Here is a 14,091-nt window from a genome sequence, read left to right as displayed (position 1 = left end):
AAAGGTGTAATAGAGCCATTTATGGAAAGTTGACACCACTGACAGGATGTCTGCAGGCATGTATAATAGGTGCTGCGGTGAAAATATTTTTTTCAGAAAATACAAAATATCCCTCGAATCACCTAGGGAAAAGGATGTCACCTGTCGAATGTAATAGCGATTATACTTTCTTGAGACTTATCTCGCGCAATTCATTTATAAGACTACAGACTCATTTTTTTTGAGTTGATTATAGGAAAAGGAGGCCAACCCGATGGCGGGCACATGGTTGAAGCTGAAAATCGGGCAGAGGCTCGAGTCCCTGCGCCGATATGTCTCGCCGGCACTGCTTGCTGCCGCGGGAGTATTCATCATTACTTGTCTTGCATTATTTGTTCCCCCTTATATCGGAATGGCAGATAACGGCGACTATTTCCGAATTCTCTACAGCAATGGCCTGTACTTCAATGCACCCGATTACTACGATCAGTATTTTGGATATTTTATTAAGGAATATGGAATATTCCAATACTACAATGAGAATGCGGCAACCTTATTCTCTTCCCAGTCCATTTTCATCAAAGCAGCTATTTGGCTCAATCAATTATTTAATCCAGATGTATTCGATATCCGTTTCCAAGCTGCCATATTCGTGGTGCTGTATATCGTTGCCGTATATTTGCTCGTGGAGAGCTTAACGTGGAAGGTAGCTTCCAAGTACGCGTACCCGATTTCGATCATCGCGATATTTCTATTCGGTGATACCGCATATACCGCTTACTTTAACTCCTTCTTTGGGGAGAGCATCGTGTTTATTATGCTGATCTTTGTGTTCGCCTCGGGGCTGCTCATCTATCGCAATCGATACAATGACTATGTCATGATGGGTGTGCTGTTGGCCAGCGGACTGCTATTGACTACCAGTAAACAACAGAATGCGCCTCTTGGCATCATTCTCGGCATATTTGGCATCTTCCTCATCTTTATTCGGAAAGGAAGAACATTCCGGGCATTGATGTCTTCAACGCTCGTGCTCTTGCTACTGGCTGGTATTGGCACTTACACGCTTATACCGAAGGAGTTCGTGAACATCAACCAATATCATGCGATGACGCGGGGGATATTGATGGGATCCGATGATCCGGAATCTACATTGGAACAATTCGATATGGACAAGCAGTACGCCATACTGAACAAAAGTATTTATTACGAGCTGTACACCACAGTGGATGTAGATTCTGAAATTCTAGAGAATCAGTTCTACAACAAATACGGATTTGTATCGATTCTTGGCTATTATGTAACTCATCCTTCTAAAGCTATCGACATGCTGGATTTGGCGGCCAAGAGCGCATTTAAAATTCGTCCTCCGGCAATGGGGAATTACGAAATATCGGTTGGAAAGCCATTCCGTGCGCAGACGACGTTTTTCTCCGGCTACAGTATCCTGAAGGCAAAAATGGCGCCGAAAACATTCGGCTTCGTGATTTTGTGGATTGTGCTTGTTGCCGGATTGTACATGCCTTCCTTTGTTGCGGCTGCAAGAGCCAAGCAAATACGGCGCATGATCCGATTCTCCTTTATCTTTATCATGATTTTGATGGGATTGTCGGGAATCGCGGTGTCCATTATTGGTGCGGGGGATGCCGATTTGGCGAAGCATGAATTTGTGTTTACGGCGGTGTTCGACCTTGTCACGTTTGTAACGGTGTCTGACGCCATACGCAGACGCTTATGGAGCAGGCAGGATGAAGATTCTGCATTGCTTACTTCTGATACCAGCACTCATGTTCATGAAGGGGCCAAGGTGGTGATGTAACGTGATCCAAAGAAAATTAATTGTATGCATGCTTGCATTGCTGCTGCTTGGCTGTGGGATGCCTATGACCATTCACGCGGCAGAGCAAGCGGCCTCTAAGGTGCTGCTCATCTACGACAGCTTGGACAAAGGGACAACGAGAGAGGGAAATGTCGAGGCAATGCAGCGCCTGCTGGCATCCTATGGCGTCCAGGTTACGCTCGTTCGTTCTGACCATTATCAGCGGGGGCAGATGGATGCTTATACGAAGGTGATAGGGATTCATAATCTGACTGATTTGAAGGAATCGAATCAGGATTTTCTTCAAGATGTCGAACAGTATCGTGGTGACTACTTGCACATCGGTGCGAGAGTCCCTGCAGCGGTGACCGCAAGCTTAGAGCTTCGCGTTCACAGTGGAGTGCCTGGTCCAATTCGAATCGCTATTGATCGCCTGGTTCAAGATGCAATTCGTACCGAGCAAGTGACCATCATCGAACATGCTGCAGGCACCCGTTATGGGAGCCTGAGTTCAGCAGGCGCTCCGTCCGAGTTCCCTTATGGAGTGCGAAACGGCCGCTACGGTTATGCAGCTTATTTCGAGCGGGGCAATATCAGTGAGCTGGCAATGTCGCATTTGCTGAGAGACTGGTTGGGCAATGCAGGAGAGGCGCGCAGCTACGTAATTTTCAAGGAAGTATATCCGTTCTCCGACCTGCAGCTGCTGGAGCGGCTTGCCGACCGGATGTACGAGGCGGGAATTCCGTTCATCGCAAGTGTGCAGCCGGTATTCATGAATACCGATTATCCGGCAATGAAGCGATATATGGAAACACTGAAATATGTTCAATCCCGCAACGGAAGCATTATTGCAAATGCTCCAGTCGTAGCCTCAACGGTCAATCTAAGCGATACGACATTAAAGGGGAAGATGGAAGGGTTCATTGACGTGCTTGCAGACTATGGGATTGCGCCATTGGGACTTGGAGCGGACTTCTATTGGACCTATGACCAAAGATATGCGGAAGAGGGCATGAGCTTTACGGACTCGGTCGTGTTGTTTCCAAATAAGACGTTGAAGTACAGAATTCAGACGAATGAGTCCAAGGCATTCCCGTTCTCCGCATTCAGCATGCAGCCCGGATTTTTAGAACAATTCGGTCATTCCGGAACTTTCATGCCTGCAATGCCTATGAATACCGCATTAACCTTTGACTTTCCCGATACAGAAGAGAAGCTGGACGACATCATAGAGCAATTGCAGAGCAGTTGGATATCGTTTTCTGATTATAAACACGCCTCCCATACCGTTCGTACCCCCAACAGCATCATTATGTCTCGGAGCGGTAGTGTGACCATTAACGGACAGGGTGTAAACTTGGATGTCGTGATCAAGAAGGTAAGCTCGGATTATGTATATAAGGAAAAAGAAGTGAAGAGCTTCGAGACGTTGTTCAATGTACAGAACAAAATTTTTATTGTCATTATCGTACTGACGCTTATTGCATTCACAGGGTTTCTCATCGTGGGTAAACGACTGTACAAGCGCAAATATTACAAATAAGGAGATAGCCATGACGACTGCAGATATTTTAATGCTCATAGCGGTTATCTGTATTTGGTCGCTCTTGCTCGTCAACGTCGTCCTGATCATTGCAGGATACTTGTACTACATCAAGATCGAGAACGAGGAAGTGCCGGAAATTAAGGGCGAGGCGCCATTCGTCTCCATCATGGTACCCGCCCATAATGAAGGGAAGGTCATCACGAAGACGGTGGAGTCGCTATTGGCGCTGGATTATCCTCATGATCGATACGAGATTATCGTTATCAATGATAATTCATCGGATAACAGCAGCGAGCTGCTGGGCAATTTGCAGCGCAAGCATGACGGCCGCAATCTGATTATCATCAACACGGATGCGGTGACAGGTGGGAAAGGCAAATCTAACGCGCTTAATATCGGATTCAAGCAGAGCCGAGGCGAATTGATTGCCATCTACGACGCAGACAATACGCCAGAGAAGACGGCTCTACGCTATCTGGTAGCAGAGATTACGAACGACGATACACTCGGTGCGGTTATCGGCAAGTTCCGTACCCGCAACCGCAACACGAACCTACTTACGCGCTTTATTAACATCGAGACGCTGTCATTCCAATGGATGGCTCAGGCAGGACGATGGAAGCTGTTCAAGCTGTGCACAATTCCGGGGACGAACTTCATTATGCGGCGGAGTATCGTGGAGAGCATAGGCGGCTGGGACGTGAAGGCGATTGCGGAGGATACGGAGATTAGCTTTCGCATTTACATGATGGGTTATCGAATTAAGTTCCAGCCGAAGTCTGTAACATGGGAGCAAGAGCCGCAGACGGTAAAGGTATGGTTCAAGCAGCGAACGCGCTGGGCGAAGGGGAATATTTACGTCATCATCAAGAACATTCCGCTGCTCTTTGACCGCAAGGCGCGAAATATCCGTTTTGATATCCTTTATTTTTTGTCGATTTACTTTTTGCTGCTTACCTCATTGGTCATGTCCGACATCTTGCTCATCTTACATGCTTTAGGCTACGTACATACGACGATAGCTGGCTTCAGTTCTTTCCTATGGCTGCTGGCCATCACGCTGTTCATCTTAGGTACCTATATTACGTTGATCACGGAAAAAGGGGAGATGGTGCTCTCCAATCTGTGGATCATTATGCTGATGTATGTATCGTATTGCCAGATGTGGATGGTCGTAGCCGCTTATGGGCTCTATAACTATGTGAAGGATTTATTATTCAAGCGTGAAGTCAAATGGTACAAAACAGAACGCTTCTAGAAGGTCGATTTTGATCACGCAGTATTTCGACCATTTGATCAGGTATTTATATAGGAACTTGTTCGATTACGGAATACTCATTTATGAAGAAAAGACAGGAGAGAAGCTTGTGAATAAACGGTGGATCGTAGTCGGCATGACTTGCTTGTCCTTGTTATTCGGACAGCTTGGACAGGCCTCGGCAGCTGTGGCTCCCGCATTGGGCTCTGCTCAACCGAGTACGTATGAAGAGACTTTTTCAAGTGCGGACACCTCCTTGTCCGGGATTATGTCCTCCAGACAGTTCAACTTCCAGACTGAGGAGTATTGGAAGGTTGATGAAGTTAAGATTCATGTAGATTATAAGGCATCGCCCTTGACGAAAAGAGAACGGTCAAGCGTGACGCTGTCATTAAACGGGAAAAAGTTTCATTCCTTCCGTCCTGACGTCAGCGATGATCCGAAACGGCGGCTTACGGTATCCGTCCCGAAGGAACTGCTGGTGAAAGGAAACAACACGCTGACGATCGAAGGCTATATTGTCACTACTGATGCAAATCAAATTTGTATGCCGTCGGAGAAACGTGACAACTGGCTGCAGCTGTTTGCGACATCAGGCGCCTCCATTCGATATACGAGTGAGGCGATTAAGCCGAGCATTCGCGATTTTAACCGTCATTTTATAGGCATGGATACGGTTAGTGATGAACGTAACGCGATAGCGATCCCGAAGAATAGCAAGCCAGCTGAACTGGAGGCTGCCGTATATGCATTATCAGGATTCGCGAAGCAAAATCGACTGAAGCAAAAACAAATTCCGATGTATGCATTCGATGCTGATGCCTTGAAGGGGAAAACAGTAGTTGTGGCTGTGGCATTGTACGATCAACTGCCGGCGGCTTGGAAGAGTGAGCTGGGCAATGTAGATGTCGCGCAAGCTGCGGTGATCCGCGTGATCCGGACGGGTACACAGCCTACTCTTGTCGTTACTTCTCAGGATCCTGCCATGCTGGTGAAGGCAGGACGATTGCTGGCGAATCAAGAGCTGGTCAAGCAGTTGGACGGGGATACGAAAATGGTATCGGGCGATACGGATGTTACGACACCTGAAGTCACCATTAGCAGGGACATGAAGCTTACGGACAATGGCGATAAGCTGAAAGGCTGGATGCATCAAGAGAAATCATACTTCATATCGCTTCCGGCCAACCGCACGATTGCCGAGGCGAGCAAAATCCACCTGGACATGCGGTATGCGACCAATCTTGATTTTGATCGCTCCATGGTTACGGTGCTCATTAACAACACGCCAATCGGCAGCAAGAAGCTGAATATGGATTTAGCCAACAAAGATACATTAACCCTGCCGATTCCGAAAAATTTAGATGTAACGGGTAACTTTACAGTCACGGTTGCATTTGATTTGGAGCTTCGGAATGTTGTGTGCATGGAGCCACAGGATGAGATGCCCTGGGCGTTCATTACGAAGGATTCGGTACTGCAGCTGAAAACGAAGGATAAGACAGAGCTGCTGTTCGACAGCTATCCGAACCTATTCCTTCGTGACGGCAGCTTCAATCAAATTGCGGTTGTGATGCCGAAAAATCCAGATATGTATACGTACCAGTCGCTGGCGAATGTGTTCAATCTTCTTGGCCAATATGCGGAGGGCAATGCAGGCGAAGTCCGGTTCTTTGAGGATAGCGCAGCTGCTTCTGACTTGAAGGCCCATAACGTGATTGCAATTGGCAGCTATAACAATAATAAAGTCATTCGGGATAATAATGATAAATTGTATTTTAAATATGGAGCAAATGGAGAAGGGTTTACCTCCAATGAAAAGATGAGCGTGGACGCGGATTACGGCAAGCGTTTAGGTACGCTTCAGATCATCGAATCTCCGTTTGAAGCAGGCCGAGGCTTGCTTGCTATTAGTGGACCGAGCACCGAATATGATTATTTGGCCTCTAAACTGCTCGCCAGTGATAATGCGAAGTGGAGAATATATGGAGATGGCGTAGCCACGAACAAGGACGGCGACATCCACGCCTTCCGCTTCAAGAAGCAGGCGGAGCAGCAATCTTCCTCGATTGTGGAGCAGGTTCTGCAGCGTGGGGACGTTCTGGGCTTCATGGTGGCCGCAATGCTTATCGGCTTGCTCGTGCTCGTATCCCTCATTTTCATGATTCGTAAATACCGCAAGAAACGGGGGGCTGGCGATGAAACGGAATCAAAGTAGTCTCCTGTCAGATGGCGCCTTCTTGCTATGGTTTTTGCTTAGCTTCGTATGCATTGCATTTACGGTGGGTGAGCCGAATCGCTACATCCTGAACATGATTTTGCTGAATGTGGCCTTTCTTATCGCGATCGTTACGTACTTTACGAGTGTGACAACGGGGTTAGTTCTGAATATTGTGTTCCTGTTCGGATACGGGACGTTTACGTTGTATCAGACTGTCGTGGAAGGTGGGGTCGTTGGGGCTCATAATTATTTCTGGCTTATCATGACGCCAGCCTTTACCGTAGTTAGTGCCATGCTTACACTCGGCAATCGAAGATTGCAGACGGAGAACGAACAGCTGAAACGGATAAATGCATCTCTGGCGACGATGGACGAAAGCACGGACTTGAAAAATAGCCGCTCGTTCCAAAAAGATGCCAAGGTATTTATGGCTCTCTCTACGCGTTATCATATTCCGCTGACGCTGCTTGTCGTGCAAGTGAGATATTGGGACGAGTTGAAGCGAATGGTAAGCGAGGAGCAAATGTCGGAAATGATCTATGGTGTGTCCAAGCTTAGTGAGACAAGCATACGTATGAATGACTCGCTATACATGCTTAATACGGATAATCCGACATGGGGCCTGCTGTTGTTTACCGACCGTGACGGCGCCAATGTGGTCATCGAGCGGTTGAAGGAGAAAGTTGCCTCCTTCAATGACGTAGAATTGGCTGGCAAATACAAGATCGAGCTTAATCTTACCGTGGGAGCCTTGGAATATTCTCCTGAGACGGTATCCACGCCGCTGGAATTCATAACGCAAGCAAGAAAGCAAATGGAGTACGATGTATAAAGGGATCAGAAAGCCTTAGGGGCATCCGGCCTTGGATCAAATCCATCCACCGTAGTCAGGTGGATGGATTTTTATTTATGAAGGGGGTGCCGCTGTGTCGCTTGCAGCCCAATTGTCGATCCATTGGATAGCATTAATCCGATCTGCCCAGGTTCGCGTCAATATGCGCTGCAAAAGTGCGGAACGGTTTGCCGATACTGTCCTTGCTGCGATCCATGCCTCAAGCGGGAAACGATATAGGGCGCTAAGTAACAATCGTTCAGGTGGTGTCCAAGGCTTCACTTGCCCATATCCCTGCAATAGGGCCTCTATGTGGGCAAGGTTGAAATGAGTAGTGTTGAACAATGTTTTCGTAATCTCATAATAAGCAGAATCGATTCTTACTTGATCCCAGTCGATGAGATAAAGTCCGTTCGGGCTCATGATGACATTCGGAGAAGTGATATCACCATGAATTAGTGTGGGTCGATAGGTCTCCTCATTTAAGAGCTGTTGTATTTCCATGTTGTTGATGATGCCTTGTGCTTCTGCAGCAAGCTCTGTACATTGCGTGCCGTATGTCCTGAACCAAGATGCCCTTCTTCTGCTTCTGCGCAGTGCCGGAAGCTGGCGGCGAAATGCAGCGTCTTGCTGGAATAGATGTTGTACTACCTTATGCGTAACTAGAGGCGTTGGAGGGAGAATTCCTTGGCAGCAAGTATGAAGTACAGCTAAGGCCCTGCCCAACTGCTCGAAGTCCTGAGCATGCTGTGGTCGATTCCCCTCTACCCATTCCATCATGTAGTACGGCCTGCCACGGCGGCTCACCCACATTCTCCCGGTCGATGTGGACAGCCAACGGGGGAGATGAGGATAGCTCTGTTCCTGAAGCATCTTCACATAAGCCGAAATTCGGATAATTTGCTGTTTCGTCGTCAGCTTAGTTAAAACCTTAGACTTATAAAAAGGTTTAATGACGAAGATCCCTTCCTCTGTAGTCGCCCGGTATGCTGCCGTGGATTTATACAGGGAACGATATGGTTTAACTCTCCTCAGATGCAACCCATACTGCCTCGTAATCGTATGAAATTGAAACTTAGATAATCGACGAGCCACTTCTTCGATGTCCCCCTGTCCTTATACATCTCACGCAAGGAATTCTATCGTCAGTGTATTCGAGGAACTAGAAGTGGACACAGGCGAGTGTGCCATTCGATTGGCGCTCTCTTGAAGATTGTTCAGTAAATGTTCAGCAAGCTGGAATATAATGTTGTCTAATGAGATTCCGAGGTGGAGTATGGAGACACGAAAAGGCAGAATATTGTTGACTGCGGTGACTTTGCTAGCGGCTTTGTCGCTGCATATGTATTTGTCGCTAAATGGTCTAAATCATTATTTGGTCGTGGTCATGTCAGCTTTGGCCCTGTTATTCTCGTGGCAAGTTGGCAAGTACATCGATCGATTACGATACGAACGCGATACGGATCCGTTAACGAGGACGCACACCCGACCAGCAGCATTGCGCCTGTTCCGTGCCATGTCTAAGAAATCAATTAAAGCCAATCACAAAGTGGCTGTCTATTTCATCGACATCGATAACTTTAAGACGATTAACGATAGTTATGGTCATCATGTCGGTGACACGATGCTGAAGAAGGTAAGCAGTCAGCTGCTGCAAATGAAAATCCGCGGCAAGCGGGTTGCGCGCTGGGGCGGAGATGAGTTCGTTATTATGGTTCCTTGTGCGGATGATAAGGAAGTGCATAATGTTCAGCATACCTTGCTATCCCACATTCAGCTTCCGAGGAGTTACCAGCAGACACCGTTGTCTATCTCCATAGGCTGCTCAACATTCCCGAGTCAAGGCATAAGTCTAAATGAATTGGTGGACATTGCGGATAAACAGATGCTATGGAACAAGCGTCAGAGCAAGTCGGATGCCCACCGGAAGCGAACTGCGACTCTATCAAATGGACTTTGCGAAGAGGCGTCATCACGCCGATGCATAATGGAAAAATAGTGAAACAACTGACGGCTTTCCTCGTATTGTCTTCTACACGACATCGACCTCGCTTGGTGGACAAGCATGTTCGCAAGCGATACGGAGCATCGGAGGGGCAATCAGTTGGAGAAGACAAAACTAGTTCGTATCTTTGATAAGCAAGCTGCTCAATACGATAAGCGCCGCGAAGATCCGAAGCAGCGAAAATGGAGAGAGAAACTAATCGGCAGCGCAGCAGGGGACGTGCTTGAAATTGCAGTTGGAGCGGGGGCTAACTTCCCTTACTACCCATCAGGTGTGAACATTACAGCTACCGATTTCAGCGAGGGAATGCTGGATAAGGCGAGGAAGGCAGCTGCAAATTACCCATTGGATATCCGTTTCATATGCTCAGATACGGAAGAGTTGAGTTTCCCGGAGCAATCTTTCGATACGGTCATTTCCACGCTATCCATGTGCAGCTACCAGAATCCGATGATGGTGCTGCGCAACATGCGTCGCTGGTGCAAGCCTGACGGCAAGCTGCTGCTGATGGAGCACGGGATCAGCTCGAAGGCGGCTGTATCAGCGGTGCAGAAGACACTCAATCCATTGCTTTATCGCTTTACGGGTTGCCATCATACACGCAGCATCATGGATATGATTCGCGGCGCGGACATCAAGATTGAACGGGAAGAGAGTTACTGGCTCGATATGTTGCACGTTGTGTGGGCGAGACCGTAGCAGCATCGAGGGGTGGTCTTGATTCGTGATACTTCTTAACCTTGAAATAGAGACAGCCTGTTATCCTTAAAGGGATCAGGCTGTCTTTCTTGTTGATCGGGCTGCAAGCTATGCTGTCCATCATTTCAGTATTAATTCAATCATGCCGCAAAGCTTCTACAGGCTTCAAGGAAGCTGCTTTGTTGGCAGGGAATATGCCGAACACGATGCCGATGATCGCGGAGAAAGCAAATGCGTAGATGACGATATCGACTTGGATGGCGGTAGCAACGGACAAGAAATGGGTCATGGCAAAACAGGCGCCATAGGCGATCCCAATCCCAGTCAAGCCGCCCAGTCCACTAAGAACAACCGATTCAATGAGAAATTGCAGTAAAATATCGCGTTTCTTGGCACCGAGCGATTTGCGAATGCCGATTTCCCGCGTACGCTCCGTGACAGATACCAGCATGATATTCATTATCCCAATTCCCCCGATAATGAGGGAGATGCCAGCGACACCTGCCATCATTGTTGACAGCGTCTTCGTGATCGAGCTCATCGTCTCCTTGACATCCTGCTGGTTGAAAATATTGAAGCTGTTCGTATCGCCGCGGAACAGCTTCGTCAGCTTCTCATTCAGCTGGTCGACGACCACGCTCATGCGTTCTTCCTGGGCAACCTTAATGTTGACGGAGCGAACGCCGGCCGATTGAAACATTCGCTGCGCAGTCGTGATGGGGATGAGAACCTTCTCGTCATTCGATCCGCCGAGCGAGCTTCCCTTAGACTCCAGCACGCCCACGACTTTGAATCGAGCGCCATCGAGCAGTATCGTTTGCCCGATGGGATCTGCTCCTTTGAATAATTCATCTGCCGTATCTACGCCAAGCAGGGCCACTCGGGAATAGCCTGTGACGTCAAGCGGCACGATATAGCGTCCGCTCTGATTTTTGAAGTCCTTCACCTGCTCATATTCCGGCGTAATGCCTTCTACAGTCACGGATGCAGATTCGGTCGTCCCGTTCTTGACGGTCGCACTCCCAGATACGATAGGAGCCAAGCCCTCGATATCCGGTATATCATCTGCGAGATGGATGGCATCCTCCAAAGTTAATGTCGTTTGGCTGCCTCGACCCATAATGTTCACGGACAACTGATTCGTTCCCAGGCTTTGCAGGGATTGCTCGACTGCATTGGAAGAGCCTTGGCCCATGGCCATTAAGGAAATAACGGTAGCTACACCAATTAATATCCCCAGCATAGATAGGAAGGTGCGCAGCTTATTGGAACGGATACTGTGCCATGACATTTTGAATCCTTGCGACAGCTTCACGCCCATTCCCCCTTTCTTCGGTCAGGCTGCCGTCATTCATGAAGACAACCCTCTTCGCACGAGCAGCAACCTCCATGTCATGAGTGATGAGTATGATCGTATGTCCTTCTTGATTCAGCTTCTCGATGAGTTCGAGCACTTCATGCCCCGTCTTCGTATCCAACGCTCCAGTCGGTTCATCTGCAAGCAGGATGGGAGGGTGTGCGGCCAATGCGCGAGCTATGGCTACCCGCTGCTGCTGCCCGCCGGATAGCTCGCTTGGCCGATGCCCAATCCTATCCTCCAAGCCCACCTGCTGCAATGCCTGCAGTGCTGCTTCCCGTCTCTCTTTATTGCTTAATCCACGGTAGATGAGAGGCAGCTCAACATTTTCAATGGCGGTCAGCTTAGGAAGCAGGTGAAAGCTTTGAAAGATAAATCCGATTTTGTGATTGCGAATGTCTGCAAGCTTGTTGTCGCTCAGGCGGCTTACTTCTACTCCATCCAGCGTATAACTTCCTTCACTTGGCGTATCCAGACAGCCAATGACGTTCATCAACGTCGACTTCCCTGATCCAGAAGGGCCAATAATGGCTACAAAATCGCCATACTGAATATCGAGATTGACGCCTTGGAGAATATTGACCTCTTCCGATCCCATTCGATATGACTTCTTAACGTTACAAATGGAGATGATGCTTTGATTATTAGACATGTTTGCCATGACATTGGCAGTATTGGCAAGCTGCTTCATTGGCGACCGCCTCTGCTTCCCATCGAGCCGCCCTGGAAGCTCGCTCCCCCAGGGAACCCACCTCCGCCAAAGCCCATTCCATTCTGGCGCTGTCTTTGCTCGGTGGTACTGCTACCGCTGCCTACCTTGCCTTGTGGGGTGGCGATTAAGACTGCATCACCAGCTTGGAGCCCAGATGTAATCTCGGCATAAGTGTCGTTGCTAATTCCAACGACGACTTCCTTAAGTGTGCCGCCCATTGCTTGTCCCATATCGATACGTCCATTGTTTCTTGTATTCCCTTGGCCCGTTTCCCCGTTTCGGTTTGTAAGTTCACCAGATGGAGTGCCTGAATCGCTGCGGTTGGCTCTAGACCAACCACCAGCAGCATTTCCATTGCCTGCATTTTGCGGGTTGTCCGCCTTTCTATTCTGCTTATTCGCGTCATCGGCATTGCCTTGTCCGCTGATTGGTCCCTTGCCATCGTTTGCTGCAGAAGAGGTGCTTCCAGCTTCGCCTGGAACACGTACATAATGCTTATTGCCCATCGTGATAACAGCCTCGACGGGAACGAGCACGACATCCTTCTTAGACTGGGTAACGATTTCCGCTTGACCGGACATGCCGGCGAGGACGCCATCTGGCTTGGTTAGGCTGATGCCGACCTCATAGGTAGCGACACCATTGTTGCTGTTGCCCTCTTTTCCAATTGAAGTGATTTTTCCAGTAAATTGTTGGTTGGGGAAGGCATTGAGTGTAACTTGCGCTGACTGTCCGGATTGAATCGATGAAATATCAAGCTCGTCAGCTGTCATGATAAATTCAAGTTTGGTATAGTCGGCGATGACCGCAACTACGGTATTTTCATTCACATCATTGCCTGTTTCAATCTGGCTCTCCTTAATTGTCCCTGCAGCTGGAGCAACTACATCGTGATTCTCTGCTTCTTCGGCCTGTAGGCTGGCGAGTGTAGATTCATTTTGCTCGATTTCTAAGTCGAGGGATTCCATGTTCACCTGAATGGACTCCCGGTTCTCCTCAGGTGCCTCCTTGTACTGCTTCTGAAGCTGCTGCATTTGCAATTGCTGCTTTTTAAGCGACAACTCCGTTTGCTTGATTCTCTCTGAGTTGTCTATCTTCTTGAATACAACAAGCGTCTGGCCTTTTTTTACTTGATCACCTACTTTGAAGTTGATTTTGTTGATCGTACCTTTATAGCCAGCCTTGACGTTGTTCACCTCCGACACGCTAACGGCTCCAGATCCGGATACCTTTGTTTCCATGTTTCCCTTACTTGCTTGTACGGTTCTTGTTGGCAAATTAGCAGCTGAAGGCTGTTCTGCCGGCCGCTGGGTCAAATACACAGCGGTGGCTGCACCTGCTACAAGCAGAATCCCTGCCACATACACCCATTTCTTCATCGTCTCTATCCACCTTTACCGGTTCTGTTGGGCATTCAATCGTTGTGCCCGCTGAACTTAGGGTACTTACTATAGATGAATGATCCATTAAAGCACACTGAGTACAAACTGAGCATTAGCTGAAAAAACGCTGAAAGTGAAATAACAGACTACATTGCGGAGGAAGTGGAGCGGCTAGAAGCTGCCAATAAAGCAGGGGGGAATGTAGTGATGAGCCTCATTTTCATTTTCACAGTGAGATCAGTATAATAGAGCCTATATTTCAATGCAGACATCGAGGAGGC

At 48.2% G+C, this 14,091-nt stretch carries 11 protein-coding genes; 7 read left to right on the top strand and 4 right to left on the bottom strand.

Features of this window, described 5'->3' with window-relative positions; translation table 11 throughout:
- Window positions 1–253: 253 nt before the first annotated feature.
- From ABN764_RS08150 to ABN764_RS08130, 5 genes are all read left to right on the top strand, one after another.
- Window positions 254–1,798 carry a YfdI family membrane protein gene (locus ABN764_RS08150; protein ID WP_072729214.1) on the top strand — a complete coding sequence of 515 codons (1,545 nt, stop codon included), beginning with the start codon at window positions 254–256 and terminating at the stop codon, window positions 1,796–1,798.
- Between the two features lies 1 nt (window position 1,799).
- Complete coding sequence (locus ABN764_RS08145; RefSeq protein WP_446671529.1) at window positions 1,800–3,341, top strand: hypothetical protein; 1,542 nt, start codon at window positions 1,800–1,802, stop codon at window positions 3,339–3,341.
- A 10-nt stretch (window positions 3,342–3,351) separates the two neighbouring features.
- Window positions 3,352–4,602: a glycosyltransferase family 2 protein gene (locus ABN764_RS08140; protein ID WP_021257390.1), complete on the top strand. Its 1,251-nt coding sequence runs from the start codon at window positions 3,352–3,354 to the stop codon at window positions 4,600–4,602.
- 109 nt (window positions 4,603–4,711) lie between these two features.
- A complete protein-coding gene (locus tag ABN764_RS08135) occupies window positions 4,712–6,820 on the top strand; it encodes a cellulose biosynthesis cyclic di-GMP-binding regulatory protein BcsB (RefSeq protein WP_446671528.1) in 2,109 nt (702 codons plus the stop codon).
- Window positions 6,801–7,655, top strand: coding sequence for a diguanylate cyclase domain-containing protein (locus ABN764_RS08130; protein WP_072729211.1), 855 nt, complete (start codon window positions 6,801–6,803; stop codon window positions 7,653–7,655). The genes ABN764_RS08135 and ABN764_RS08130 overlap by 20 nt, the downstream gene beginning before the upstream one ends.
- 75 nt (window positions 7,656–7,730) lie before the next feature.
- On the opposite strand, the gene ABN764_RS08125 is transcribed toward ABN764_RS08130, so the two are convergent.
- Window positions 7,731–8,750: a phosphotransferase gene (locus tag ABN764_RS08125; protein WP_446671527.1), complete on the bottom strand. Its 1,020-nt coding sequence runs from the start codon at window positions 8,748–8,750 to the stop codon at window positions 7,731–7,733.
- 181 nt (window positions 8,751–8,931) lie between these two features.
- Between ABN764_RS08125 and ABN764_RS08120 the strand changes: the two genes are divergently transcribed.
- Together ABN764_RS08120 and ABN764_RS08115 are read left to right on the top strand one after the other, a co-directional pair.
- Window positions 8,932–9,654: a GGDEF domain-containing protein gene (locus ABN764_RS08120; protein WP_446671526.1), complete on the top strand. Its 723-nt coding sequence runs from the start codon at window positions 8,932–8,934 to the stop codon at window positions 9,652–9,654.
- Window positions 9,655–9,720: 66 nt separating this feature from the next.
- Window positions 9,721–10,359 (top strand): class I SAM-dependent methyltransferase, encoded by a 639-nt coding sequence (locus ABN764_RS08115; protein WP_446671525.1) that lies wholly within the window; start codon window positions 9,721–9,723, stop codon window positions 10,357–10,359.
- A 136-nt stretch (window positions 10,360–10,495) separates the two neighbouring features.
- Here ABN764_RS08115 and ABN764_RS08110 read toward each other — a convergent pair whose 3' ends face one another.
- From ABN764_RS08110 to ABN764_RS08100, 3 genes are read right to left on the bottom strand one after another with little or no spacing between them, the layout of a single operon-like run.
- A complete protein-coding gene (locus ABN764_RS08110) occupies window positions 10,496–11,680 on the bottom strand; it encodes an ABC transporter permease (protein WP_174809084.1) in 1,185 nt (394 codons plus the stop codon).
- The gene (locus ABN764_RS08105; RefSeq protein ID WP_275936812.1) at window positions 11,622–12,407 is read right to left on the bottom strand and encodes an ABC transporter ATP-binding protein; all 786 of its coding nucleotides are present in this window, start codon (window positions 12,405–12,407) and stop codon (window positions 11,622–11,624) included. Before ABN764_RS08105 ends, ABN764_RS08110 begins: the two co-directional genes overlap by 59 nt.
- Complete coding sequence (locus ABN764_RS08100) at window positions 12,404–13,807, bottom strand: efflux RND transporter periplasmic adaptor subunit (RefSeq protein WP_446671524.1); 1,404 nt, start codon at window positions 13,805–13,807, stop codon at window positions 12,404–12,406. The genes ABN764_RS08105 and ABN764_RS08100 overlap by 4 nt, the downstream gene beginning before the upstream one ends.
- Between the last annotated feature and the right edge of the window lie 284 nt (window positions 13,808–14,091).

The sequence above is a fragment of the Paenibacillus wuxiensis genome, assembly GCF_040195695.1.
In the GTDB taxonomy this organism is placed as follows: Bacteria; Bacillota; Bacilli; order Paenibacillales; family Paenibacillaceae; genus Paenibacillus_B; species Paenibacillus_B suaedae.
This window is presented reverse-complemented; position numbering and strand designations above follow the sequence as displayed.